Source organism: Mesorhizobium sp. BH1-1-5 (assembly GCF_020165615.1).
Classification (GTDB): Bacteria; Pseudomonadota; Alphaproteobacteria; order Rhizobiales; family Rhizobiaceae; genus Mesorhizobium.
On sequence record NZ_JAIUIM010000001.1, the window covers coordinates 499,752 to 524,877 of the forward strand.

The window sequence follows — 25,126 nt, forward strand, 5'->3', positions numbered from 1 at the left end:
GGAGAGCCGGCTTGAAAATCGGGTCTGGCCGCGGCGAGGCGACCTGAGCTTCTGGCTGCGCAGGAGGAAATAGACATGCAGGTGAAGCTGGCCTATCACGCGAATTGCTGGGGCGCGCTCGGCGGAAATGCCGTCGGTGTGACGTCGATCACCCAGCTGACCTATCGCACTTTCGGCGATATGGAGCAGGCGATCCGCGACATTGGCGCCGCCGGATATGCGGGCACCGAACTCTTCGACGGCAATCTTCTGGATTATGAAGGCCGCTATGGCGAGTTGCGCGGCGCGTTGAAACAGTGTGGCGTCGTGCTCGTCGCCGGTTATTCAGGCGCCAACTTCATTTTCGACGATATACTGGGCGAGGAACTGGCGCGCATAGAACGCGTGGCCGGTGCAGCCGCGGAACTCGGCGCCGAGCACCTTGTGGTCGGCGGTGGCGCCAAGCGCGCGAGCGGCCGCCAGCAAGACGATTTCAAGCGCCTCGGCGCGGCGCTGGACAAGGTCATCGACATCGCGGCCAAGGCGGGCTTGCGCGCGCACTATCACCCGCATTTGTCGACGATTGTCGAGGGCCCCGATGAAGTCCGCGAGGTCTTCAGGCATACCGCAATCGATTTCTGTCCGGACACCGCGCATCTGGCTGCCGCCGGCGGGGATCCGGCCGCGCAGATCCGCGAATTCAGGGACCGTATCAGCTACGTCCATCTCAAGGGCTGGCAGCGTGATCCCTTCGCCTTCACGCCGCTCGACCGCGGCGATCTCGCCATGGCGCCGATCGTCGAGGCGCTCAAGGATATCGGATTTTCCGGATGGATTGCCGCCGAGCTCGATGCCTGGCCTGATCCGAAGCAAGGCGCGGAACTCAGCATGGACTATCTGAAAAAGGCCTTGGGGCCGAGTTGAACCAACGGGCATTGCGCCTGTCATCAGGGAGGAGACCGAAATGACGCATTTCAAGACAATAGCCGGAGCTTTCACGGCGGCTCTGCTGGCCACCAGCCTCTACACGGCTGCCCCCGCCTTCGCCGATCCGGATTCAGCGCTTGCCGAGCTGCAGAAGACCGTCCTTTCGAAAGGACCGAACGGTGAAACGCCGGCTCCGGCCTCGGCTGTGTCATTGAACGAGGAGGAACTGGCAAAGATCAAAGCGATGAAGGCGACGGCGGCGATCGTCATGCATTATGGCGGCAATGACTGGTCGCGCGCTCAGATCGCCGGGCTCAAGGACCAGTTCGGCAAGATGGGCATCGAGGTGATCGCCACCACCGATGCCGGCTTCAAGCCGGAGAAGCAGGTCGCGGACCTCGAAACGGTGATGGCGCAGAACCCCAAGATCATCGTCTCGATTCCGACCGACCCGTCCGCGACAGCCTCCGCCTACAAGGCCGTGGCCGACAAGGGCGTGAAGCTCGTGTTCATGGACAACGTCCCGGCCGGCCTTGTCGCCGGCAAGGACTACGTTTCCGTCGTCTCGGCCGACAACTACGGCAACGGCGTCGCGGCGGCACATCTGATGGCCAAGGCATTGGGCGGCAAGGGTGACATCGGGCTTATCTTCCACGCCGCCGACTTCTTCGTCACCAAGCAGCGCTATGACGCCTTCAAGAAGACGATCGCCGACAATTATCCCGACATCAAGATCGTCGCCGAGCAAGGCATCGGCGGTCCCGACTTCTCTGGAGACGCCGACAAGGCGGCATCGGCGATCCTCACCTCCCACCCGACCATCAATGGCATCTGGGCCGTGTGGGACGTGCCGGCCGAGGGCGTCATCTCGGCGGCGCGCACCGCCGGCCGTGACGACCTCGTCATCACCACTTGCGACCTCGGTGAGAACGTCGCCATCAACATGGCGAGCGGCGGCTTCGTGAAGGGTCTGGGTGCTCAGCGTCCGTTCGACCAGGGTGTCACCGAGGCGTTGCTCGCCGGCTACGGCCTGATCGGCAAGCAGGCGCCGGCCTTCGTCGCCCTGCCGGCACTTCCAGTCACCAAGGACACGCTGCTCGAGGGCTGGAAAGCCGTCTACCACGCCGAGGCCACCGACAAGATCAAGGGCAGCATGTAGCGCGCCCTGCGGCCGGCGCACTCCCTGCCGGCCGCCCCTTCTTCATTCGATCAGGAGACCATCATGACCAGGACGCTCAACGTGGCGATGATTGGCGGCGGCTTCATGGGCAAGGCCCATGCAATGGCCTATGCGGCCATGCCGATGTTTTTCTGGCCCGCGCCCGCCAACCCGGTGCGCAAAGTGGTGGTCGACATCACCGATGCGTTGGCCGACGAAGGCCGCCGCCGCTACGGCTTCGAGGAATCGTCCGCGGACTGGCGCAAAGTGGTGACGCGGCCGGACATCGACGTCATCGACATCGTCACTCCGAACGACAGCCATGCCCAGATTGCGATCGCGGCAGCGCAGGCCGGCAAGCATATCATTTGCGAAAAGCCGCTGGCGCGCGGCGGCGACGAAGCAAAGACCATGCTCGATGCGGTCAACAAGGCCGGCGTCATCCACATGGTGGCCTTCAACTACAGGCGCACGCCGGCGGTGGCGCTCGCCCGCCAGTACATAGAGGAAGGCCGCATCGGCAGGATTTTGAACTTCCGCGGCACCTATCTGCAGGACTGGTCGGCCGACCCGGACTCGCCCTTGTCATGGCGTTTCCAGAAGAAGATCGCCGGCTCGGGCTCGATCGGCGACATCGGCAGCCACGTCGTCGACCTTGCCCGCTATCTGGTGGGCGAGATCGCCGAGGTCAGCGCATTGGTGCGCACCTACAACAAGACGCGGCCCGTCCAGCACGGCAATCTCGACAGGCTCGGCGCCGCCGAGAGGAACATCGGAGCCGAGCGCGTCGAAGTCGATGTCGACGACGAGGTGGTGACACTGCTGAAGTTCGCCGACGGCGCCATCGGTTCGCTCGAGGCGACCCGCAACGCCTATGGCCGCAACAATTTCATCACCTTCGAGATCCACGGCACCAAGGGCTCGATTGCATTCAACTACGAACGGCGCGACGAATTGCAGGTGATGTTTGCCGACGACCCTGCCGATGCCCGCGGCTTCAGGACTGTGTATTCCGGTCCGGCGCACCCTTATGGCTCAGGCCTCTGGCCTATCCCGGCGCTCGGCATCGGTTACTCCGAAACCAAGATTGTCGAGTGTTTCGATTTCTTCTCGGCCATCGCCTCGGGCAAGCAGCCGTCGCCCAATTTCGAGGATGGCTACAGGACCGAGCGCGTCGCCGACGCATTGATCGAATCCGGTGAAAGCGGTCAGTGGACCAAGGTACGACCATGACCGCTGCGACGCCCGTTCATGCGGTGGAGATGAAGGGCGTCAGCAAATCCTTTGGCGGGGTCAAGGCGTTGATCGATGTCGACCTGCAGGTGGAAAAAGGCGAGATCCACGCGCTGCTCGGCGGGAATGGCGCCGGCAAGTCGACCATCCTCAAAGTGCTGAACGGCGTGCATGTGCCTGACGCCGGCACCGTTCTCGTCGATGGCAAGCCGCTGACGGAGATATCGCCCGAAGCCTCGCGCCGAGCCGGCATCGCCATGATCTTCCAGGAAATGAGCCTGATCCCGACGCTGACGGTGGCGCAGAACGTGTTTCTCACCCGAGAAACCAAGGGTGCGTTCGGCCTGATCGACGACCGTGCCGCCGAGAGGCGCGCCGCGGACCTGTTCAAGATGCTCGAGGTCGAGGTCGATCCGAAGGCTACCGTCGGCAATCTGGGCGCGGGACAGCGGCAATTGACCGAGATCGTCAAGGCGATCTCGCAAGACGCAAGGGTGCTGGTGCTGGACGAACCTTCGACGGCGCTGGCGATTTCCGACGTCGAACGCCTGTTCGCTTTCCTGCGCAAGCTGAAGTCGCAAGGCGTTGCCATCATCTATGTTTCGCACCGGATGGACGAGATCGCCCGCATCGCCGACCGCGCCACCATCCTGCGCGACGGCCGCCACGTCATTACCGCGCCGCTGTCGGAACTGCCGATCGAGACGATGATCGAGCATATCGTCGGCAAGCGTTCGCGCGGCCTGTCGGACGTGGTGCGCGGCCAATCCAGTCTCGGCGAACCGCTGCTGGAACTCCACAACGTTTCAGGCCCGGAAAAGCCGAAGAATGTCAGCTTCGTCGTCAACAGGGGTGAAGTGGTCGGCCTGGCCGGACTGCTCGGTTCCGGGCGTTCGGCAATCGCGCGCGTCATTGCCGGGATCGATCCGGTCGTCGAAGGCGAGATACGCATCGCCGGCAAACCCGTGGCGATCACGAAGCCGAGCGAAGCCATCGAAGCCGGCGTCGCGCTGGTGCCCGAGGACCGCCTGCGCCAAGGCGTGATAGCCGAGCATTCCGTCGCCTCCAACGTCACGCTCGCAGTGCTGGACCGGCTGAGCCGCAAGACATTTGTCTCGGGAAAGAAACTACGCGACCTTACGGATGAGCAGATCGCGCGGCTGCGGATCAAGACCGCATCGCGCGACAGCGCGGTGCGTACGCTTTCAGGCGGCAACCAGCAGAAAGTCGTCATCGGCAAATGGCTTTCGACCGACCCGGAAATCCTGGTCCTTGATGAACCAACCGCCGGCATCGATATTGGCTCGAAGTCCGAGATCATCACGCTGGTGCGCGAGCTGGCGAAAGCCGGCAAGGCGATCGTCCTGATCTCGTCGGAGCTGTCCGAGATGCTGTCGGCCTGCGACCGCATCATCATCGTCTCGGCTGGCCGCCTGGTGGACGATGTCAGCCGCGCCGACCTCGACGATCCGTCGGCGCCGGTGGACGATCCGGTCGCGCGGCTGCAGGCCGCCGAGCGCAAGCTGCAGATCGCCATCCAGAACGCGCTGGCGAAGGGTGAGGGAGAAACACATGTCCACTAGCCAGGCAACCGCACCCAAAGCCTCGTTGACGGCGAGGCTTGGCCTGGCCAACTGGCGGCAGAACATCATCTATATCGGCTTCGTCGCCATCTTCGTCGTCTTCGCGGTCACGCTGTTCGACAAGGGATTCCTCCAGCCCAACAATCTGCTCAACATCGTGCGCCAGACGGCAATGATCGCGGTGATGGCGATCGCCATGACCTACGTCCTGTCCGCCGGCGAAATCGACCTTTCGGTTGGGGCGGTGGCGGGGCTGGCTTCGGTCACCACGGCGATGTCGATCGACGCGGGAGGACCGCTCGCCGGCATCGTGGCCGGTCTTGCCACCGGCGCCGTCATTGGCACCTTCAACGGGCTGCTGACGACGCGGATCGGCATTCCATCCTTCCTCACGACGCTGGCCATGATGGGGATCGCCACCGGCACCGCGATGTGGATCAGCGATACGGCCGCGGTGCCGATCATTTCGAAAACCTATTCCTGGATATTCGGCGGCGGCAATGTCGGACCGGTGCCGGTGCTGCTGATCTGGATGTTGGCGCTGGGCACGATCGGTCATGTCGTGCTGCGGCGGACGAGCTTCGGCCGGCGCGTGCTTGCCACGGGTGGTGGCGAGGTCGCGGCGCGCTATTCAGGTATCGACACCAAGTCCATCAAGTTCCGCGTCCTCATCATCTCGGCCATGGCGGCGGCGCTGGCTGGCATGCTCTACGCCGGCCGGCTGCAATCGGGCAGATTCCAGCTTGGGCAGGGCGACGAACTGTCCGTTATCGCCGCCGCCGTGCTTGGCGGCACCAGCTTGTTTGGCGGTTCCGGGACGGTGATCGGCACGATCGTCGGCGCGCTGATGATCGGCCTCATCAACAACGGCCTCATCCTTATGGGGCTGGAGTTCAGCCAGCAGCTCATCGCGCGCGGCGCCATCATCATCCTCGCGGTCGCGTTGAGCCAAGGGAGGAAGTGACGTGACGGCTCCCTACACCATCATCGGCACGGTCGTGGCCAGGCCCGAAACGCGCGAGGAACTGCAGGCGATCCTGTCGGGCTTCGTCGAGCCGACCCGCGCCGAGGATGGCTGCATCAACTACGACTTCCATGTCGATCCGGCCGACCCATGCGTGTTCATGTTCTATGAGAACTGGCGCACGAAAGACGATCTCGACCGGCATCTGGCGATGCCTCATCTGAAGCCGCTGTTTGATCGGCTCGATCAACTGCTGGCGAGCCCGGTTGAGATCCGGAACTTTGTGATGCTCAGCCGGATGGCGGCTGACGGTTCGGCTTAATCAGCGCGCCACGGCTCATCAACGATGACACGATGAGCGGTCGTTCCGAACGCGGCGCAGGGCGGTGAGCCCGTTGCGCGGGTTTGCCGAAATGCGATGAAATTCGCCTGACCACGACGCTCGCGTCGAAAGACAGACAAATTGAGCCAAGTGTGGAAACTGAGGCATGGACGCCTCAGCGAATGCCGGGACATGCGCCCGGAACGGACCATGAAGAGATGGTGCCAGGTAGCGGTACCGCAGTTGCCAGAGTTTGGAGCCGTTGTTCCGGACGAGGAGATAAAGCCCGTCGCCATCAGCAAGACGATACGGCTTGTCTTTGGGCTTAGCGTTCTTGCAGGCGAAGTCGGAGAGAGACATGGGTAACGGACCTCCCGGGTAATGGGTAACGCCTAAATCGTTACCCACAAACCGATGCGTTGCAACGGTACGCGGTGGGTCATCATAAACCGCCAAACTAGGCTAAGTCATTGATTTGTATTGATTGGTGAGACGTCGTGAGAAGCGATGGGAAAGTGAAATGGTGCCCAGAGGCGGATTCGAACCACCGACACGCGGATTTTCAGTCCGCTGCTCTACCAACTGAGCTATCTGGGCCTGTGCCGGCTAACGGGATACGCCCGCCGGGTTTCGCGAAGGCACCAGGCGGCGCCCCTTGAAAGCGCGTGGGTTATAGCACGGGAATCCTGCCTGTCCAGCGCCTAGGTGTTGATTTCGTCAGGAAAGAAAAATCGCTCGGAAACGGCCGGGCGCCGGCTGCGCTCAGGGCTCGTCCTTGGGCGTCGGGCCCGGCTTGGGCGCGTCGTCTTCTTCCTCTTCGCCGTCGCGGCCGGGAATGACATAGGCGCCCTTCAGCCAGCGGTTGAGGTCGATGTCCTTGCAGCGCGCCGAGCAGAACGGATAATGCTCGCGCGAGGAAGGTTTTCCGCATTCGGGGCAGGGCCGCTTCGGCCTCAGCGGCGTGACCTTGTCGTCCGAACTCATGTTTAGACTATGCTCATGAGCGCGCGGCGTGCCAGTTCTGGTGCGCCTTGAAGCCTTCGCCGGAAAGCAGCGCCACGCTCTCGTAGAGCGGCAGGCCGACCACATTGGTGTAGGAGCCGACCAGCTTGACGACGAAGGAGCCGGCCAGGCCCTGCACGGCATAGCCGCCGGCCTTGCCGCGCCATTCGCCCGAGGCGACATAGGCGTCGATCTCCTCGCGCGGCAGCCGCTTGAAGCGCACCCTGGTCTCCACCAGCCGCTGGCGCAGCTTGCCGCCGGGCGTGATCAGGCAGATGCCGGAATAGACCCGGTGCGAGCGGCCGGAAAGCAGGCCGAGGCAATTGATGGCGTCGTCGATCGTCTCGGCCTTGGGCAGGATGCGCCGCCCGACCGCCACCACCGTGTCGGCGGCGAGGATGAAGGCGGGCGCATAGTCCTCCTCGCCTTTCAGCGAGGCCAGGGCCTTCTCGGCCTTGTCCTTGGAAAGGCGCTTGGCCAACGAGCGCGGATGCTCGGCGCGCAGCGGTGTCTCGTCGACATCGGCAGGCAGCACCCGGTCCGGCTCGATGCCGGCCTGCTGCAAGAGTTCGATGCGGCGCGGCGAACCCGAGGCAAGCACGAGCTTCTGCAGGATGCTCATCGCGCTTGAGGCCGGTTTGCTATTTGAAACGGTAGGTGATGCGGCCCTTGGTCAGGTCGTAAGGCGTCATCTCGACCAGGACCTTGTCGCCGGTCAGCACGCGGATGCGGTTCTTGCGCATGCGGCCGGCCGTGTGGGCGATGATTTCGTGTTCGTTTTCGAGCTTCACGCGGAACATCGCATTGGGCAGCAGTTCGGTGACCACACCTGGAAACTCGAGGACTTCTTCCTTCGGCATTCGATACCTTTGCTTGGATGGGCGTTCCAGCACCGGGCCGGAATTTGCGCGGAACCTATATGATAATCGTGCGCTTGTGAACAAGCTTAATCCGGGGCGCTTTTGGGCCCTGGTGCCGCAAAACGTCGGCTTATGCGCGCTTTCAGCCGCTCGCGCACGTCGCGATAGGCGGCCATGATGTGCTCGCGCGTCCCGCCGGTGTCGGTCGGGTCGGGCATCGGCCAGTATTCGACCTCGACGGCGAGCGAGCGGGTGAGCTCAAGCGCCGCGTGATGCGCTTCCGGCGCCAGCGTGACGATCAGGTCGAAATAGTCGTCTTCCAGCTCCTCCAGCGTCCTGGGCTGGCGCTCGCCGAGCGACAGGCCCTCCTCGGCCAGCACCGCGTCGACGAACGGGTCGCGCTCGCCGGCGCGCACGCCGGCCGAAGCGACGAAGGTGGTGGCGGGCAGCATGCGGCGCGCCAGCTGCTCGGCGATCGGCGAGCGCACGGCGTTCATGCCGCACAGGAACAGGACGGAATGCGGCAGGGCGGGCACTAGAACATGATCCCAAAAAGTGGGAACCGGTTTTTGGAAAAGATCATGCTCCAACAAAGAACTGGATCAGGATGGTGTTTCAACGAAACATCATCCTGATCTAGCCCCGCCAGTGCAGCACGCAGACCAGCGTGAACAGCCGGCGCGCCGTGTCGAAGTCGATCTCGATCTTGCCGGCGAGCCGGTCCATCAGCGTCTGCGAGCCCTCATTGTGCAGGCCGCGCCGGCCCATGTCGATCGCCTCGATATGGCTCGGCGTCGAGGAGCGGATGGCTTCGTAATAGCTTTCGCAGATCAGGTAGTAGTCCTTGACGATGCGCCTCAGCGGCGTCAGCGACAGGATGTGGGTGACGACATCGGCGCCGTTCTCGCGGCTGACGGCGAAGACCAGGCGTTGCTCGGCCAATGAAAGCTTGAGCCTGTAAGGGCCTGCGCCGTCATCACTGATCGGTCGGAAACTATTCTCCTCGATGAGGTCGAAGATGGCCACGGCCCGCTCGTGCTCGACGTCGGGCGTCGAACGTCCGATCGATTCGTCGAGCTCGACGTCGATCAGCCTGTCGCGGGTTTGGTCGTGGCCGGACATCGCTACATGTTCAACCTGATCGCGACAGAGCGGGCATGGGCGTCGAGCCCTTCCGCCTTGGCGAGCGCGATCGCGGCCGGCGCCAGCGCCTTGAGCTGCTCCGGCCCGAGCTTCAGGATCGAAGTGCGCTTGACGAAATCGAGCACGGACAGACCCGACGAGAAACGCGCCGAGCGTGCCGTCGGCAAAACGTGGTTCGAGCCGCCGACATAGTCGCCGATGACCTCCGGCGTATGGCGGCCGATGAACACGGCGCCCGCGTTGCGCATCCTGGAAAGGAAGCCCTCGGCATCGTCGAAAGCGAGCTCGACATGCTCGGCCGCGATCCGGTCGACCAGCGGCAGCGAGGCTTCCAACGTCGGCACCAGGATCACCGCGCCGAAGTCGCGCCAGCTGGCGGCCGCCGTCTCGGCGCGCGGCAGGACCTTCAGCTGGCGCTCGACCGCTTGCTCGACCGCCTTGCCGAATTCGGCATTGTCGGTGATCAGGATCGACTGCGCCGAAACGTCGTGCTCGGCCTGCGCCAGAAGGTCTGCCGCGATCCAATCCGGATCGTTGTCGGTGTCGGCCACCACCAGCACTTCCGACGGCCCGGCGATCATGTCGATGCCGACGGTGCCGAACACCTGCCGCTTGGCCGCAGCTACATAGGCATTGCCCGGCCCGACGATCTTGGCGACCGGCTTGATCGTCCCAGTGCCGTACGCAAGGGCTGCGACGGCCTGCGCTCCGCCGACGCGGTAGATTTCCGAAACGCCGGCAAGGTCGGCGGCCACCAGCACCAGCGGATTGATGACGCCGCCCGAGGCCGGCACGACGATGACGATGCGCTCGACACCGGCGACCCTGGCCGGCACGGCGTTCATCAGCACCGAGCTTGGGTAGCTCGCCGTGCCGCCCGGCACGTAAAGGCCAACGGCTTCGACCGCCGTCCAGCGCGAGCCGAGCTCGACGCCGGCGGCATCCGTGTAGCGGTCGTCCTTCGGCTTCTGCCGCTCGTGATGCGAGCGGATACGGTCGCGCGCGAATTTGAGCGCCTCGACCGTGGCCGGATCGGCCGCTTCATAGGCCTTGGCGATGTCGTCCTTCGAAACGGCGATGCCGAGCGCGCGGAGATCGGCCTTGTCGAACTTAAGCGTGTAGTCGATCAGCGCCTTGTCGCCTTCGGCACGCACACGGGCGATGATGTCGCGCACCACCGCCTCGACATCGGCAGACACCTCGCGCTTGGTGGTGAGGAAGGCCGAAAAACACTGTTCGAAATCGGCATCCTGCTGTCGGAGCGTTATCGCCATTATGCTTTAGCCTCTGTGCGCGGGGCGCGAGGTGGCTTCCCAGGAGCCGCCGACATCGGCGAGCCTTGCCTCGACGCATTCGACGTCGAGCATGATGGTGCCGCCGCCCGAAAACACCAGCTCGACGATGCCGGCCGGCTTGCTGATGGCGATGAAGCTGACCGCAAGCAGCGACAGCACCTCGGCCGGCTTGTCGCGGGCAATGCCGCTGGTCTTGGCGCCGAGCACACGGTCGAAATGCAGGACGCTCTGCCGCCGTTCATTGTGCTGGCGGAACAGCCCCGATTTCGCTTCCCAGACGAAGCGGTTCATGGTCAGCACGAAACGCTTGGCCGCCGGCAGATATTCGAGGTCGGAGACCTTCATCACGGCGTCCTGGACATGCGCCGAGACGATGCTCAGATCCTGGTCGTCGAGCGCGATGAGCTTGAGAGCTGCCATGCCGAATGCGCACCTGAAGGTTGATAATTCAGCCCTCTGTTATGCGGTCTTTCCCGCCGGTGCAACTCGCCCGAGGCAGATGCTGGCAAGCGTCAGCCCGAAATGCGCTCGATCACCGCGCCGCAGCCGGAGAGCTTTTCTTCCAGCCGCTCGAAGCCGCGGTCGAGATGGTAGACGCGGTTGACCGTCGTCTCACCCTCTGCCGCAAGGCCGGCGATCACCAGCGACACCGAGGCGCGCAGGTCTGTCGCCATCACCGGCGCGCCCTTCAGCTTGGAAACGCCGTCGACGATCGCCGTCTGGCCGGAAAGCGTGATGTGGGCACCCAACCGGGCCAGTTCTTGAACATGCATGAAGCGGTTCTCGAAGATCGTCTCGGTGATGCGCGACTTGCCGCTGGCCATCGTCATCAGGCCCATGAACTGTGCCTGCAGGTCGGTCGGGAAGGCGGGGAAGGGGGCGGTGGTCACGTCGACCGGCGCAATCCCGGCGCCGTTGCGCTTGACGCGGATGCCCTCATTGGTCGGCGTGATCTCGGCGCCGGTCTCGACAAGCACGTCGAGCGCGCTCTGCAAAAGGTCAGGCCGGGCGCCGGCGAGCATCACGTCGCCGCCGGTCATGGCCACCGCCATGGCATAGGTGCCGGTCTCGATGCGGTCCGGAATGACGCGCACGCGGGCGCCCGACAGCGCCTCGACGCCCTGGATGGTGATGGTGCCGGTGCCGGCGCCGTGGATCTTCGCGCCCATGGCGACCAGGCATTCGGCAAGGTTGACGATCTCGGGTTCGCGGGCCGCATTTTCCAGCACCGTCTCGCCCTTGGCGAGCGAGGCCGCCATCATCAGCACATGGGTGGCGCCGACCGAGACCTTCGGGAACACGTAGCGGTTGCCGATCAGGCGGCCATTCCGGGTCTTGGCGATGACATAGCCATTGTCGACGTCGAGCTCGGCGCCCAGAACCTGCAGGCCCTCGAGGAACAGGTCGACCGGGCGCGTGCCGATGGCGCAACCGCCGGGCAGCGATACCTTGGCCTCGCCCATGCGGGCAAGCAACGGCCCGATCACCCAGAAGGAGGCACGCATCTTCGAGACCAGCTCATAAGGCGCGGTGGTGTCGACGATGTTGCGGGCCGAGAAATTGATGGTGCGCGAATAGCCTTCCTGCTGTTTCTCGCGCCGGCCGTTGACGGAATAATCGACGCCGTGATTGCCGAGGATGCGGATCAACTGCTCGACATCGGCCAGATGCGGCACGTTTTCGAGCGTCAGCGTGTCGTCGGTGAGCAGCGAGGCGATCATCAGCGGCAATGCCGCGTTCTTGGCGCCCGAGATCGGAATGGTACCGGCCAGCTCGTTGCCGCCGACAATTCTGATGCGATCCATAAGAAAACGTCCCCTCGGCCCGAACAGGCCGCTTCAATCGGTTGAGTGTGCCCGGCTTAGACCATTGGCCGGCTTGGTTCAAGAAATAGGATTTTCTTAAAACCGGACCGACCATGGCCGGGCAGTATGGCTGATTTGGTCAGTCCTTGTGCATTTTTCCTGCAGCCGGCAACCCTTCCGGCCGATCGTCGGCACTGCGGACGCGCTGCTTGTCAGCGTCGCCAACCCGGCGTGAGCGTGCCTGCGCCTTGCGCTTCTGCAGATTGGCGCGCAACGCCTCGGCCAGTCGGTCCTTACGCTCGCCGTCGCCTTTTTTCGGTGGATTTGCCTTGTCGTTCATCATCCGATCCCTGACGGGCGCTCAGCCGGCCGATTCCGCAATGGCTAGCATTTTGGCGCGGCCATGTCATGAAAGCGGGACGAGAGCCGGCTTCGCGCTGTGGATCAGCCGAGCATGCCGCCCCAAACCGCATGATGGCGGCCAAGAATCAGATGCGACGCTTTGGGTTTTTCTTGGCCTTGCGCTCGCCGGTTCGATATGGCAGAAGCGCCGCCATCGCAGGCTGCGGTAGCTCAGTGGTAGAGCACTCCCTTGGTAAGGGAGAGGTCGAGAGTTCAATCCTCTCTCGCAGCACCAGCTTTTCCAACGTAAGCTCAACCGCGCCGTGCCGATGCACTTCGAGGGTGCAGGTGGGTCTACCGCCATCCTTCCCAGGCCCTATGAAACCGGCGCATGCGCAGGACATGGTGGCGTTTCCGATACGCCAGCTTGACTAGAAGGAAAGCGGTATTGCCTCTGCGCCTGCCGATGACCCGCCACTTGAAATCTCGCGACCTGTTTGGCTCGATCGACCGTGTGCCGGCGCTTGGTGCGCCGGCTGGCGGACGTACGTTTGAGGTCTTCAACCCGTCGACCGGCGAATTGCTGGCGGAACTTCCCGACATGGGCGTCGAGGAGACGCGCGCGGCGATCGATAAGGCTTATGTCGCCCAGGCCGAGTGGGCAGCGCTGACCGCTCGGGAGCGCAGCGAAATGCTATGGCAATGGCACCAGCTGATCGTCACCCATACCGGCGACCTTGCCGCAATTCTCACCGCCGAGATGGGCAAGCCCTTCGCTGAAGCCAAATCGGAAGTTTCCCATGCGGCCGCCTATCTGCAGTGGTACGCCGAAGAGGCCAATCGCATCTATGGCGAGACGATCTCGGCGCCGTCGACAGACCGCCGCATGCTGGTGATCAAGCAGCCGATCGGCGTCGTCGGCACGATCACCCCATGGAATTTTCCCGCTTCGATGGTGGCGCGCAAGATCTCGCCGGCGCTGGCGGCGGGCTGCGCCATCGTATTGAAGCCTGCCGAGCAGACGCCGCTTGTCGCAGGCGCCATGTTCGCGCTCGCCGCCGAGGCCGGTTTTCCCGATGGTGTGGTGAACCTCATCTACGCCTCGGAGGGCGCCGCGGTGGGGCGTGAGCTCTGCCACAATCCCAAGGTGCGCAAGATCAGCTTCACCGGATCAACCGAAGTCGGGCGGCTGCTCATGCGCCAGTGCTCGGACCAGATCAAGAAGGTCAGCCTTGAGCTGGGCGGCAATGCGCCTTTCATCGTCTTCAATGACGCCGATATCGACTCTGCCGTGGACGGGGCGATCCAGGCGAAGTTCCGCAATGCCGGCCAGACTTGCGTTTCCGCCAACCGCCTCTACGTGCAGTCGGGCGTTCATGACGAGTTCGTCGACAAATTCGTCGAGCGGGTCCGACAGCTTCAGGTCGGTGACGGTTTCGATCCTGGTGTCGCCATCGGCCCGCTGATCGACGTCCACGCCTTGGCCAAGATCGAATCCCACATCGCCGATGCCGTGGGAAAAGGCGGCGTGATCCGCTGCGGCGGAGATAGGATTGGCGTGGACGGCACTTTTTTCCAGCCGACCGTCCTTACCGACATCTCCAGCGCGATGGCGGTGGCGCAGGAGGAGACATTTGGGCCATTGGCTCCCGTCATCCGCTTCGAGGATGCGGATCAGGTCGTGCGTGAGGCCAACGACACGATCTACGGCCTCGCCGCTTATTTTTATGCTTCCAACCTGAAACGGGTCTGGCGTGTGGCGGAGGCCCTGGAATACGGCATGATCGGCATCAACACCGGGCGCATGTCCTCGGAGGCCGCGCCTTTTGGCGGGGTCAAACAGTCAGGCATCGGGCGGGAAGGTTCTCGCCACGGCCTCGAGGACTACCTTGAGATGAAGTATCTCTGCATGGGTGGTATCTGAGGCATAAACACCATGCCGCCCTTGAAGAACGATATGCCGCGGAATTGTGGCTCGTGGGGGCGTTGGGTTCCGCTCGCCGGCTCAGTTGGTGACGTGCGACAGCCGCAGGCCGGCTTCGTCAGGGGCCTCGGCCATGCCTTCCTCCGCGAAGCGGAACATGTCCTCGAAATCCAGCTCACGCTCGAAAATGACGCCACCGACGCTGATCGCAAGCACGTCCTTGTCGCCTTTCGGCGCGAAATAGATCTCGCCGACCGTACCGCGAATGCGCTCGCCCACGTCCTTGGCGTCCTCTTCGCTCGCGCCCGGCAGGAAGACGCCGAACATCGAGGTTCCGATCCGGCCGATCAGATCGTCCTTGCGCACCGCGGACCGGATCGCCGATGCGATCAGCCGCAACGCCTCGTCGCCCCATTCGAGACCGAAACGCAGGTTGATCGATGCCAGATGTTCCGGATGGATGACCAGAAAGGCACCGGAGCGCGGACCGACCGGCCTCGCCGCCCTCCTGTCGACCATCGAGGTGAACACCTTGCCGTTCAAGCAGCCGGTCAGCTGGTCATAGGTGCCGGATCTGGTGAGTTCCTGCCGGTAGCGGCGGATCTCGATCTGTTGCCAGCCGAGCAGGGCAAACAGCGGCAGACCGATGACGATCGGCACGATGATTGCCGTGACGGCACCCCGGCCGAATGGTGTGAGGCTGTCGCTGAAAAGCAGCACGTAGTTCAGCGCGAGCGAAAGACCGACGCAGGCGGCGGTGCCAAGCACGACCAGCAAGATCAGGTGCCTCCACGTTTGAACCGGCGCGGTCGGTGTTTTCGTGGTCAAGGGCCAATCTCCTGTTCGACGCATTGCCTTACAGGAGGTCCGTTGCAATTTCGGTTTCACGGAAGCGTACAATTTGATGCAAGTCGGCATCTTCTCCATGGCAAGCGCTGGATCCGGCACAAAAGACTGCCGCGGCCGGCGGCTTGCGCATTGATGACCAGCCGGGGTCGTTGGCCTGATCCAGCTTTTAGAACCGCTGAATCGCTCTGGCCATTCTGCTTTCACGCAGGTTCCGCAACGGAACCGGCCGCCCGTTTTCACGCAGCAGTGCTATTGCGGCGGGCCGAAAATGCCCATCCGGGCGTTTCTCGCCACCACCTCCGCCTTGCCGTAAATGCCGGTGGGAGCGGCCATCGCCCAGCCGTTGGAAACCAGCCAGGCGCCGACATCCTGCTTGCCGAGCGCGCAGGGCGCGGCGATGGCGAAACGGTCGGCGTCCGGCGGAAGCAGGCATTTGAGCGCCCGGCCGCGCAGCCAGGCGTTGAAGGCGGCCCGCGCCCGCTGGCCACAGAGCCAGGCGGTATCGTCGAACGTGCAGGTCCTGTCGGGGTCTATGTCGACCGTGCCGCTGATGGCGACCGTGCGTCCCATGGCTTCGAAGACCGCCGAGGAGGTCGCGACCGGACGGAAGAGCAGCGTCCCGCGCCAATCCTGCGGCATCGGCGTCGTCGGCAGCGGTGCAAGTCCGAGCTCGCCAAGCGGAGGGCGCGGCTCGATGCGCTCGATCCCGGATGGGTCGAGCGGCGGCGGCGCGATGAGGTCCTCGGCGATCTTGCGCGCCGGCTCCCCTGGTCGCTTGTCGTGCATCGGGACGTGGGAGGCTGGCTTCAGGTCGCCAGCGCCTTGTGCCGGTGCGGCGGAAGGCGGGTCGGACGGCAGCCAACGCCCGCCCTCGGCGATCAGCGCCATGCCCGCGAGCAGCCCGAGCCCGCCGAGCGCGGACGCCAGCAACGGGCGGCCGGGCGGGCTCGCCTGGCTCACGCGCGGGACCCCGCGGGATCGCGCCGGCTGTCGATGATCCCGCCCGAGCCCAACCCGTTAGCTCCTGTCGACACGGCGACACCCCCACCGTTGAACCGGATCATACATTAGACACGAGCGACATTCCTTGAAAAGCAAGGCGTTGCGTTAAGTGTCGCGCAACCAATGCAGTCTAGAATCGGTAATCGGATGTCGAGGGGATGACACGATGCGCAAGCCGATACTGCTTTTTGCCTTTCCGGCCCTGATGCTGCTTCTGCTGGCGGCGGAGCGGATGGCGGCGCTGCTGCTCGGCTTTTATCCCGCCAGCCCCGCCGTGTGGCATGCCTGGCTCGAGCTGCGCCCGTTCTCGACGATGTTCTGGCAGCAGACAAATCTCTATCTCGGCGGATCGATGGCGCTTGACGTTGCCATCATCGTCTTTGTGACAGGCGGCTGCTGGATGGCCAGCCGCTCAAAATGGTCCGCCGGCTTCTTCCTCGCCAACCATGCGGCCATGCTGTTCGCCGGTCTGATGATCGCGCTGAGCAGCCATGCGGAAACGGCAAGCACGATTGCCGCCTTCACGACGCCGCGCGGCTGGCGATACTCGCTGATGGTCGATCTCAGCCTGCAGAACTGCGTCGTGTTGTGCCTTGGTCTCGCGGCCTGCGCCTATTGTCACGTCGCATTCCTGGGCGAGAAAAGGCTGCAGAACGAAACCCGTGCGCTCCGCATTCTGGCGCTGCAGCGCAATCTGTACTGACGCGCGTCCCGGCCAAGCAGCCGGATGGCCCGCCTGCTCAGTTGATCTTCTTGTAATAGACCTTACCGTCGGGTTGCTGGATGCGCTGGTAGGACGGGTTGGGTCCCGGAGGCGCGACCTTCCGCTTGAACGAAGGCTGTCCTTCTGCGGAGCCAGCGCTTTCATCGGCCGCTGACGCATCCGCCACCGTGGTGTTGTCGAGCATGGTCGGCTCGGACGCACCGGGCGCCGGTTCGCTTGCCGCGACGGGCTGGCCTTGCTCCAGCTTGGCGATATTGCCGTTGATCTGGCCGAAACTCGCCTGCAACTGGCGGTCCAGCGTCTCGAACCGGCTCTGGAAACCGTTGTTGACGGTGTCGATGCGGGCGCCGATGCGCTGCTCGAACTGGCCGAGCTGCTCCAGCCGCGCCTCCATCGTCTTGAGGTCGTTGACGCCGCGGTAGAGATAGACCGCGGCCGTCACATTGACGACGGTGACAAGCAACGCACCCACCGCGACGACACCGATCATCTTGGCCCGGCTGGGCTTTCCCGGAGCGGCTTCCCGCAGGCCGAGTTCGATTGCCGGAGCGTCCGGCTCGCTGATCATCGTCATTCAACCACCACCTTTGCGCCCACCGCGACGCGTTTGAAGAGATCGATCACATCGGTGTTCGTCAGCCGGAAGCATCCGGACGTGCCGTCGAAACCGACGCCCTTGGGATCGTTGGTGCCATGGATGCGATAGAGCGTGTCGCGCCCGTCGCGCGACAGATAGAGCGCCCGGGCGCCGAGCGGATTGTAGGGACCGGCCGGCACCATTGCCGGCAGCTCCCGCTGGCGCGCGCGCATTTCCTTGGGCGGGCGCCATTCCGGCCATTCGGTCTTGGAGGCGACCTTGACAGTCCCGGTCCAGCCGAAGCCGTCGCGGCCGACGCTGATCTGGTAGCGCAGCGCCTGGCCCTGGCCCGTCACCAGATAGAGCGCCTTCTCGTTTTTGCGGATGACGATCGTGCCTGGCTGCTCGCCGGACTGGAAGACGACCGCCTTGCGCAGGCTGGGGCCCATGGCAGGCAGCGGCGGCAACCCGGATCCGGCTTGCGCGAAACCGCAGGTCGACACCAGCACCATGCCCGCCAGGCAGGCGCCGGCCAGATGCGCAGCGGTGGATCGGCTAGCGCTGGGCATTGTCCAGCCGCTCCTTGAACATGCGTTTCAAGTCCTTGTTGAAGCGCGCGCGTCCGTCCACCTCGGAAGGCAGGATGGCGCGGTTCAGCGCGTCGGCAAGCAGCGCATTGTCCAGCGCCAGCGACTTGATGTGCGGCGCCTTGAAGATCTTCTCCAGCTCGCTGCGCGAGAAGTGGTTGCCGAACCATTTGCGCTTGTGCTTGTTGGCGACCAGCGTGATGTTGACCTTGTTGCCGCGCAATTCGCGGATCTTCTTGTAGAGCCGCTTGCCTTGCCTCAGCGAAGCGACGTTGAGCTCGAAGACGATGAAGATCTCGTCGCTCGTGCGCAGCACCGAATCGTGCCACGGCGTCTCGATATTTGGCAGGTCGATGACGATGTCGTCGAAGCGGTAGGCGACGAGGTCGAGCAGCCTGAAGACGAAGTCGGAGCCCTGCGGCTCGAACGGCAGCTGCGGCCGCTCGAAGGAGTAGAGCGTGAGTCCGGACGGCCGCGAGAGCTTGATGACGTCCATCAGCTCGACGTCGAGCCGGTCCGGCTGGCCGATGATGCCGGTGAGGTCGAACTGGTTGAACTGGTTGAGATAGGCGCCGCAATTGGCGCTCTGGAAATCGAGGTCGACGAGACAGGTCGAAGCCGCCCGCTCGGCCGATTTCGAGGCAAGGTGCTCGCCCGCCGAGATCGCCAGCGTGGTGGCGCCGGCGCCGCCGCTGGCGGCGATGAAGGTGACGATGCGGCTCTTGGTGCCCTGGTTGCCGGTGTCGTGGAAGGTGACGGCGTTGAGCAGCTCCTTGGCGTCGAGCGGCTTGTGCAGCCAGTCGGACGCGTTCATGCGCACCAGGACGCGCGTCTGCTCGGAAGTGAGCTCGTCCGAGATCGCGATCAGCGGCACCGAAGCCCAGGCCGCGCGCGCCTCGACGATCGCCGGATTGCCGAGCAGTTCGCCATTGCCGAGATCGAGGATGATGATGCCGGGCCGGCTGTCGACCGGCGGCCCCTTCAGGAACTCCGCCGCGTCCGAGATCCTGACGTCATAGATCGCCAGCGCATCGAGCCGCGTGGTGACATCGCGCTTGAAATTCGCATCGGTGGAAAACAGGGCGACCTGTTTGCGCTTGGTAGGCAGAACTCTGGTGTCGATGGCGTTCATGATGGCGCGCTCGTGTTCAGGTCTTCGCCCGTCACCGTGCTCAGCATGGAGGGCATGTTGATATCGTCGAACCCCATCAGTCCGCCCAGGAAGAAGAACTGGAACGTCCGGTTCTGCAACTGGACAGTGATGGTCGGCACGGCGCCGCCGAGCTCGGTCTGAAGCCCGGTCACGAATCCTAGCCCCGTCGCCGAATAGGTTATAACGACCTCGCTTCGCTTCAGGCCCGGAAGAAAATGGCACATGCCGGGCCGCTGCGTTCCGGTGGGGGTGGGGCAGGCATCGTTGGCGGTGTAGGCAGTATCGCCTCGGAAGACGCGGCTGAAGGCTTTGGAGGCAGTGTCGTCGAAACTGACGGATGTGCCGTTCTTGTCCTTGCAGGCTCCGGTGCTACCGGTATACTTGCATTCGAAGGTATAGTCGCCGGCCTTGACCGGCGCGCCCGGCAATGCGGTCGGTTCCGCTGCGGTAACCGCAGCGATAACCGTGGCTGCCGGCACCACGGGATCGGAGATCGAGGCCAGCCTTGCGCCGAGCTGGACGGCCTTGGTCGCGCCATTCCATTGATAGAGGGCATAGCCGAAATCGACGAAGCCGAGCGTCAGCGCAAAGAGCAGGGGCGCGACGATCGTCATCTCGACCATGGCCGCGCCGTGCTCTGATTTTGCGAAGCGTCTCATCATCGTCAAAACCGTATCAACCGCTCCTCATGGGAGCCGCTCAGCGTGATCGTGCCGATGTTGAGGAACGCCAGCATGCCGACGCCGCTATAAGGGTAGGTCCCCTCGGCCCTGACGATGCACACCTGCGGCGTTACCGATCGGTATTGGGTGATGCCGCCGGAGACGGCGTCATGGCAGGAACCGCTGGCGCCGATGGTCACGGTCACATTCGTCTTCTGCCACCCGGTGACGCGCGGGCTGTTCGTCACTTTGCCGCTAACGACGGTCACTGAGGCCGTTCCGTAGACCGCGATATTCGTCGCCATGTCTGCGCAGTCGATGGCCGACTGGCCAGCATCGGTGTATAATTGGCTGTTGCAGCGGGCACCGAAGCGTGCCGCGTCGGTCAGCCCGGCTTGCATCAGCAGCCTGTCGTGAATGAGATTGCCGAATTCGAACACGCCGGCCGAGAGCAGCAGCATCAGCGGTGCGACGAGCGTCATCTCGACCAGCACCGAGCCACGCCGATCCGCGTGGAATTCTTTCATGAGGCAAACGGCGTTTCGCAGCATAGCCGTCACCTGTAGAGCTGCGCTTTGTCGCGCAGGAAATTGTCGAGCGTGCCGCGTCCGCCCTTGCCCGTGATGTCGACCAACTCGACATAGATCTGCTTGCCGTCCTTGATCGGCTCGGTGATGAAGAAACTGCCGAAGGCCCTGACTGGGGCGTTGGTCGTTTTGCCGTTCAGGGAAACCTTGCCGCAATCAATGATGGCGCCATAGAGAATGCGTCGGTCTGGCGGAGCGATGGAACCCATGCTGCAAAGCGGTAACCCGGTGTCCCCCGATGTCGATTTGTCGCCGATTAAACCGTTGTCGACTTCGTAACGATAGATCTCATAGCGCGTGGCTTCGTTTGTCCCGGTCGAGGTCCATGGTACTCCGGTTGGGAAGGGCCTCGATGTCGTCGTGCTGCCTGGGACGAGATGGTTGGCGGTCCAATAACGGTCGGCATGCCATTCTCCGTTGCCAAGCGTGCCGGCCTGGGAAGGGTTCGCGGGGTCCAGTGGCGTACACGAGCCAATTCCATAGTAGCAGTCATCGCGATTGAGGCCGACCGTGCCATTCGTCGTCGTGCCGTTCGTCGTCGTGTTGAAGGTGATGGACTTCACCGCTCCGCTTTTGCAGGTTACGCTCTGAACGCCCATGCGGACATTTTGCGCCGGCGGAGCGGATGTCACATAGCCGGACGTCAGACCGAAACGGGCATTGAGGCCGTCCAGCACTTGACCTGAATTCTGGCCCGGCTTGGTGGTTACGCCGTTCTGGGTATAGCAGGAGGCGGGCTTCACACTCGCAAGAGCGTCTCCGAGCGCATTGGCTCCGGGTCCGAGCGGCGTGGCCAGAAACGAGAAATTGCCGGGGCCATAGAAGTCGTCGCCACGCAGGATCAACTGCTTGCGTCGCTGACTGCGATCGCTCGCCGCCTGCTCCAGGGTCAGCCCTCCGGCAGCCTCGGTCTTTTCATAGGGGTTGCAGATGAAGACCGGAGTGTAGTCGCAAACGGACGTGTTGAAACCGGCTACCGCGGTTGCCGCGACGTCGAAGTTGCCGGTGGCGGAACTGCTCAGGAACGAGACCGGAAAGATCGCGGCGAAGCCGATCGGCGTCACGTTGATTTGAACATATCGCGCTGTTTTGGCATTCGTCACTTCGTCGGTGATGACGTACGAAGCCGGGATCGCCGCGTTGTCGGCTGGCAGATTGTTGAGATAGCGTCTCGTCACACCGGCGGCGGCCAAGGTCTGAGGCCCCGGGGTTGTGGAGTCTGAAAAATTGTACTGGTTTGAGACCAGAGTCGCGATAGCGCGGTCGGCTCGGACGATGCTGTCCGATTGGCCATCGAGTTCCGCCGCGCCCGCCAGCGCGAACGCATCGGCGCCCTTCTGCAAATCGAAATGCAGATTGTTCAGACGACTCATGTCGATGACCAGCAGCGAGAAGCCTATGATGGCCGGCAGCATAACGCTGACGAGAATGAGTGCTATGCCGCGCTGATCGCGCCAGAATCTGCGTATGGTCCCCAACATGACCCTACTCTCTTTTCGTCTCGCGCCGGCCCTCGTCGCCTGGCGCAACCCCACATCCTTATGTTCAGTTGGCGCTCGTTGACGGTCCGACATTGACTGTCATGTTCGTCGCCGGCGCGGATGAGCTTGGCGGTAGCTTGTATTTCTGCACGACGCCGACCGAGCGTGCCCCGTCGCCTTCGATCTTCGTGTTGTTCGAAGCCGGATTGTACGGATCGACCGTCTGCAGCAACTGATTGGTCTTCTGCGAGTCGCCAGCAGCCAGCGTCATCGTGTCGTAATTGTTGAGATAGTCGGCCGCGCAGCCCGCGAGCAGGCCGGTGCCGAGAAGAACGAGCAGGAGCTTACTTTTTGACATAGAGCAGCTTGTCCTTCGATTTGACATCCAGCATGTGGCCGTACGGCCCGGTGACGCCGTCGCCATGCTCATACATGCGGATCATGTCCTTGTTGACCTCGAGCTGGCCGAGCAGCATGAGTTCCGGATCGTTGGCCGGCTTCGTCTTGTCGAATGGCGTCGCCAGTTGCTCGCCGGGCTTCACCGGCCGCACCAGATGCGGCGTCACGATGACCACAAGCTCGGTTTCTTCCTTCGCCGTGCTCGAATTCTTGAACAACGCGCCGACGATCGGCACCTGGCCAAGCCACGGCACTTGGTTTTGCTGTATGGTGTTCTTGCTGGAGAGCAGGCCGCCGACGGCAAAGCTCTGGCCGTCACGAAGGTCTACCACGGTCGACAGCTTGCGGTTGGTGAAGATCGGATCGCCCGCGCTGGTGAAGCCGGTCAGGTCGCTCACTTCCGGCGCTAGCTTGATGTGGATCTTGCCGTCGTCGAGCACCACAGGCGTGAAGTTCAGATTGACACCGAACTGCTTGAACTGAATCTCGACTTCGCCTTGGGCATTGACGCTGCGCACCGGCACTTCGCCGCCGGCATTGAAGCTGGCCGTTTCGCCGGAAACTGTGGTGAGATTGGGTTCTGCCAGCGTGCGGACGACGCCCTTTGCTTCCAGTGCCTCGATGATCAGGTCGACCTTGATGTTGCTGTCGATGATGCGGGTAATCAGCGCTGCGAAAGGATTGGTGTTGGACAAAAGCCCGCTGACCAGGTCGCCGGTTCCGAGCACGGTCCCGTCCTTGTCGACAGTAGCATCGCCAGTTCCCCAAATAGTTTTGCCGCTACGGTTGGCGCCTTTGAGCGACACGCCCAGGTCGCGGCCGGCATTGCGCTTGGCCTCGAGGATGCGCACCGACAGATTGACCTGCTCGCTGTCGTCGATGGTGACGGCATTGATGATGGAGTCAGGCCCGTATTGCTGCGTGACTTCCACGATCGATGCCAGCGTCGCGGCGTCCTTGACGTGACCGCTCAGGCGAACCTTGCCATTGATCGAGCCGATCTCGATGCGGGCTTTAGGTGCCACCTGGCGAATGGCTACCGCCATGTCGCTGACATCCTGGCCGACCTCGATCTGGATGGCGCCGAGCGAGCGCTTGTCCTCGGAAAACAGATTGACGGTGGTGGTGCCGACGGTCTTGCCGATGATGTAGAGCGTCTTGTCCGTCATCGGCTGCGCATCGGCGATCTTCTCGTCGCCGACGACGATGTCGCCCAAAGTGGCGTTCACCTGGATCGTCGCGGATTGCGACACCGGCACGAACACGCGATGCAGCGTTGGACGCGACACATCGATGAACCGGTCAGCGGCCCTGGCCGGATGGCCGAGCATCGCCGGTGCAACCAAGAAGGACAGCGCGACCGCCGCTATCCTTACCGAAAACCTATTCATTCCCCGTCTCCCCGCTCGCTGCCTATGGCAGCCCCCGCGCCGACCCTCGTCAGTCTTGTCGCGGCACTTCGTATGATTCCAACTTGATGCCCCGGAACACGCCAACCGTTGCCCGCTTCGGCGGCTCCGGCTGAATTTCCTTGACCGGCTGTTGCGCCTGAGGTGCCGCGGCTACGACCGTAACCGGCTTTACCTTGCTCATCTGGTCGATCTGGCTGCCGACCCGCTCCACCGCCTTGGCCAGTCCATCGATTTTTTGATCCGCCTGCTGGCGCGCGGCTTCGTCGGCCGCCTGCCTGTCGAGCTCGGCCTGGCGCTTGGCGACATCTTCCGGCGTGTCAGCCGTCAGATCCGCCAGCGTGACCCGCTCATTCGCCTCGCTTTTGCTTTCCGCGGCCTGACGCAGTGCCAGTGACAATTGGCCGGCGCCTGCCGCAAGCGTCAGCTTCTGGGCGTCCTTGGTGCTGACTTCGACGGTGACCGCCTTCACGACTTGTGGGTTATCCTTGCTTTCGTCTGCTACTTGGTCCACGGCAAGAACTTTGACACTCTGCAGCAACACGTCGACGAAACTCCTTTCGGGGCCTGCGTCGTCGCGAACCGTACGGTTCAGCAATATATCGACACGGTCGCCGGGGAAGACGAAGCCGGCGACGCCGAGCACGTCGTTCACGCGAATCGAAACCGCCTTCATGCCTTCGCTCAGCACGGCCGACAGCGTGGCGCGCTGGCCCGGTCCGGTGATCTTGGCCGCAAGAATAGGTTCATTGGCGCTGATCGATTGCAGCGCCTGGCGCGTGCCGTTGCCGGCCATCGCCTCCTTGACGGTCTTGAAAGCGCCCGCCGGCACCGACCCTACGGGCCACGCAATCTCACGCAGATTGTCGGCGCTCAGCGCATCGCCGAATTTCAGCGGCACGGCTGCTACCACGACCGTGCTGGCTTGCACGACGCTAGATTGAGCCAAGGCGCTGCGCTGACCCGCCAGCCATATATTCACAAGCACAACCGCCAGCACGCCAAATATACCGGCGAGCACGATCATGATAAGTGTGTTGGCACGCATTTCCCGCAAGCCCCATTTAAATAAAAACTCATCATTGCGCCAACGGCCGCGCTCAGCCGAGATTACCTAATGACATCAGGGTCGAGGGGGGGGGGGGGGGGGGGGGGGGG

29 protein-coding genes and 2 tRNA genes are annotated in these 25,126 nt (G+C 63.4%); 9 read left to right on the forward strand and 22 right to left on the reverse strand.

Annotated elements, in window-relative coordinates; all coding sequences use genetic code 11:
- The first annotated feature begins 75 nt into the window (after window positions 1–75).
- The 6 genes from LB572_RS02360 (at window position 76) to LB572_RS02385 (ending at window position 6,167) form a co-directional block, all read left to right on the forward strand.
- The gene (locus LB572_RS02360) at window positions 76–903 is read left to right on the forward strand and encodes a sugar phosphate isomerase/epimerase family protein (protein WP_224666553.1); all 828 of its coding nucleotides are present in this window, start codon (window positions 76–78) and stop codon (window positions 901–903) included.
- A 40-nt stretch (window positions 904–943) separates the two neighbouring features.
- Entirely contained in the window at window positions 944–2,065 is a 1,122-nt protein-coding gene (locus LB572_RS02365; protein WP_140801905.1) for a substrate-binding domain-containing protein, read from the forward strand.
- A gap of 63 nt (window positions 2,066–2,128) precedes the next feature.
- Window positions 2,129–3,298 (forward strand): Gfo/Idh/MocA family protein, encoded by a 1,170-nt coding sequence (locus LB572_RS02370; RefSeq protein WP_140801904.1) that lies wholly within the window; start codon window positions 2,129–2,131, stop codon window positions 3,296–3,298.
- Window positions 3,295–4,881, forward strand: a complete 1,587-nt coding sequence (locus tag LB572_RS02375; RefSeq protein ID WP_224666554.1) for a sugar ABC transporter ATP-binding protein — start codon at window positions 3,295–3,297, stop codon at window positions 4,879–4,881. Before LB572_RS02370 ends, LB572_RS02375 begins: the two co-directional genes overlap by 4 nt.
- Window positions 4,871–5,845, forward strand: a complete 975-nt coding sequence (locus LB572_RS02380; RefSeq protein WP_140801902.1) for an ABC transporter permease — start codon at window positions 4,871–4,873, stop codon at window positions 5,843–5,845. Before LB572_RS02375 ends, LB572_RS02380 begins: the two co-directional genes overlap by 11 nt.
- Before the next feature lies 1 nt (window position 5,846).
- Entirely contained in the window at window positions 5,847–6,167 is a 321-nt protein-coding gene (locus tag LB572_RS02385; RefSeq protein WP_140801901.1) for a putative quinol monooxygenase, read from the forward strand.
- 18 nt (window positions 6,168–6,185) lie between these two features.
- Here LB572_RS02385 and LB572_RS34330 read toward each other — a convergent pair whose 3' ends face one another.
- From LB572_RS34330 to LB572_RS02440, 11 genes are all read right to left on the reverse strand, one after another.
- The gene (locus LB572_RS34330; protein WP_263497748.1) at window positions 6,186–6,527 is read right to left on the reverse strand and encodes an Arm DNA-binding domain-containing protein; all 342 of its coding nucleotides are present in this window, start codon (window positions 6,525–6,527) and stop codon (window positions 6,186–6,188) included.
- Between the two features lie 161 nt (window positions 6,528–6,688).
- A tRNA-Phe gene (locus LB572_RS02395) sits at window positions 6,689–6,764 on the reverse strand.
- A gap of 165 nt (window positions 6,765–6,929) precedes the next feature.
- Entirely contained in the window at window positions 6,930–7,151 is a 222-nt protein-coding gene (gene yacG / locus LB572_RS02400; RefSeq protein ID WP_140801900.1) for a DNA gyrase inhibitor YacG, read from the reverse strand.
- Window positions 7,152–7,164: 13 nt separating this feature from the next.
- On the reverse strand, window positions 7,165–7,791 hold the full coding sequence (locus LB572_RS02405) for a Maf-like protein (RefSeq protein ID WP_140801899.1): 627 nt from the start codon (window positions 7,789–7,791) through the stop codon (window positions 7,165–7,167).
- A gap of 19 nt (window positions 7,792–7,810) precedes the next feature.
- Window positions 7,811–8,029, reverse strand: a complete 219-nt coding sequence (gene infA / locus LB572_RS02410) for a translation initiation factor IF-1 (RefSeq protein ID WP_006200926.1) — start codon at window positions 8,027–8,029, stop codon at window positions 7,811–7,813.
- Window positions 8,030–8,115: 86 nt separating this feature from the next.
- Window positions 8,116–8,565: a low molecular weight phosphatase family protein gene (locus tag LB572_RS02415; RefSeq protein WP_224666555.1), complete on the reverse strand. Its 450-nt coding sequence runs from the start codon at window positions 8,563–8,565 to the stop codon at window positions 8,116–8,118.
- 100 nt (window positions 8,566–8,665) lie between these two features.
- Complete coding sequence (locus LB572_RS02420) at window positions 8,666–9,151, reverse strand: UPF0262 family protein (protein ID WP_140801898.1); 486 nt, start codon at window positions 9,149–9,151, stop codon at window positions 8,666–8,668.
- 2 nt (window positions 9,152–9,153) lie between these two features.
- A complete protein-coding gene (gene hisD / locus LB572_RS02425) occupies window positions 9,154–10,446 on the reverse strand; it encodes a histidinol dehydrogenase (protein WP_224666556.1) in 1,293 nt (430 codons plus the stop codon).
- Window positions 10,447–10,452: 6 nt separating this feature from the next.
- Window positions 10,453–10,887 carry a DUF2948 family protein gene (locus tag LB572_RS02430; protein ID WP_140801896.1) on the reverse strand — a complete coding sequence of 145 codons (435 nt, stop codon included), beginning with the start codon at window positions 10,885–10,887 and terminating at the stop codon, window positions 10,453–10,455.
- A 92-nt stretch (window positions 10,888–10,979) separates the two neighbouring features.
- Window positions 10,980–12,272 (reverse strand): UDP-N-acetylglucosamine 1-carboxyvinyltransferase, encoded by a 1,293-nt coding sequence (gene murA / locus LB572_RS02435; protein ID WP_224666557.1) that lies wholly within the window; start codon window positions 12,270–12,272, stop codon window positions 10,980–10,982.
- Window positions 12,273–12,411: 139 nt separating this feature from the next.
- On the reverse strand, window positions 12,412–12,612 hold the full coding sequence (locus LB572_RS02440; protein WP_140801894.1) for a hypothetical protein: 201 nt from the start codon (window positions 12,610–12,612) through the stop codon (window positions 12,412–12,414).
- 222 nt (window positions 12,613–12,834) lie between these two features.
- Here LB572_RS02440 and LB572_RS02445 point away from each other — a divergent pair.
- Window positions 12,835–12,909: transfer RNA gene (locus LB572_RS02445), tRNA-Thr, on the forward strand.
- Window positions 12,910–13,080: 171 nt separating this feature from the next.
- Window positions 13,081–14,538 (forward strand): NAD-dependent succinate-semialdehyde dehydrogenase, encoded by a 1,458-nt coding sequence (locus tag LB572_RS02450; protein ID WP_224666588.1) that lies wholly within the window; start codon window positions 13,081–13,083, stop codon window positions 14,536–14,538.
- Window positions 14,539–14,619: 81 nt separating this feature from the next.
- Here the strand turns inward: LB572_RS02450 and LB572_RS02455 are convergent, their stop codons facing one another.
- The gene (locus tag LB572_RS02455) at window positions 14,620–15,366 is read right to left on the reverse strand and encodes a GGDEF domain-containing protein (protein WP_224666558.1); all 747 of its coding nucleotides are present in this window, start codon (window positions 15,364–15,366) and stop codon (window positions 14,620–14,622) included.
- A 270-nt stretch (window positions 15,367–15,636) separates the two neighbouring features.
- Complete coding sequence (locus LB572_RS02460) at window positions 15,637–16,347, reverse strand: thermonuclease family protein (RefSeq protein ID WP_224666559.1); 711 nt, start codon at window positions 16,345–16,347, stop codon at window positions 15,637–15,639.
- 208 nt (window positions 16,348–16,555) lie between these two features.
- Here LB572_RS02460 and LB572_RS02465 point away from each other — a divergent pair, with 208 nt between their 5' ends.
- Window positions 16,556–17,092, forward strand: coding sequence for a hypothetical protein (locus tag LB572_RS02465; RefSeq protein WP_140801891.1), 537 nt, complete (start codon window positions 16,556–16,558; stop codon window positions 17,090–17,092).
- A gap of 37 nt (window positions 17,093–17,129) precedes the next feature.
- On the opposite strand, the gene LB572_RS02470 is transcribed toward LB572_RS02465, so the two are convergent.
- From LB572_RS02470 to cpaB, 9 genes are all read right to left on the reverse strand, one after another.
- Window positions 17,130–17,687 carry a hypothetical protein gene (locus tag LB572_RS02470; protein ID WP_224666560.1) on the reverse strand — a complete coding sequence of 186 codons (558 nt, stop codon included), beginning with the start codon at window positions 17,685–17,687 and terminating at the stop codon, window positions 17,130–17,132.
- Window positions 17,684–18,259, reverse strand: coding sequence for a L,D-transpeptidase (locus tag LB572_RS02475; RefSeq protein WP_140801889.1), 576 nt, complete (start codon window positions 18,257–18,259; stop codon window positions 17,684–17,686). Before LB572_RS02475 ends, LB572_RS02470 begins: the two co-directional genes overlap by 4 nt.
- Window positions 18,246–19,409, reverse strand: a complete 1,164-nt coding sequence (locus LB572_RS02480) for an AAA family ATPase (protein ID WP_224666561.1) — start codon at window positions 19,407–19,409, stop codon at window positions 18,246–18,248. The genes LB572_RS02475 and LB572_RS02480 overlap by 14 nt, the downstream gene beginning before the upstream one ends.
- Window positions 19,406–20,092, reverse strand: coding sequence for a TadE/TadG family type IV pilus assembly protein (locus LB572_RS02485; RefSeq protein ID WP_224666562.1), 687 nt, complete (start codon window positions 20,090–20,092; stop codon window positions 19,406–19,408). Before LB572_RS02485 ends, LB572_RS02480 begins: the two co-directional genes overlap by 4 nt.
- A 2-nt stretch (window positions 20,093–20,094) precedes the next feature.
- Window positions 20,095–20,643, reverse strand: coding sequence for a TadE/TadG family type IV pilus assembly protein (locus LB572_RS02490; protein ID WP_224666563.1), 549 nt, complete (start codon window positions 20,641–20,643; stop codon window positions 20,095–20,097).
- A gap of 5 nt (window positions 20,644–20,648) precedes the next feature.
- On the reverse strand, window positions 20,649–22,160 hold the full coding sequence (locus LB572_RS02495; RefSeq protein WP_224666564.1) for a TadE/TadG family type IV pilus assembly protein: 1,512 nt from the start codon (window positions 22,158–22,160) through the stop codon (window positions 20,649–20,651).
- A gap of 64 nt (window positions 22,161–22,224) precedes the next feature.
- Window positions 22,225–22,518, reverse strand: coding sequence for a hypothetical protein (locus LB572_RS02500; protein ID WP_224666565.1), 294 nt, complete (start codon window positions 22,516–22,518; stop codon window positions 22,225–22,227).
- Window positions 22,505–23,950: a type II and III secretion system protein family protein gene (locus tag LB572_RS02505; RefSeq protein WP_224666566.1), complete on the reverse strand. Its 1,446-nt coding sequence runs from the start codon at window positions 23,948–23,950 to the stop codon at window positions 22,505–22,507. Before LB572_RS02505 ends, LB572_RS02500 begins: the two co-directional genes overlap by 14 nt.
- A gap of 49 nt (window positions 23,951–23,999) precedes the next feature.
- Window positions 24,000–25,016, reverse strand: a complete 1,017-nt coding sequence (gene cpaB / locus LB572_RS02510; protein ID WP_224666567.1) for a Flp pilus assembly protein CpaB — start codon at window positions 25,014–25,016, stop codon at window positions 24,000–24,002.
- Window positions 25,017–25,126: the final 110 nt, after the last annotated feature.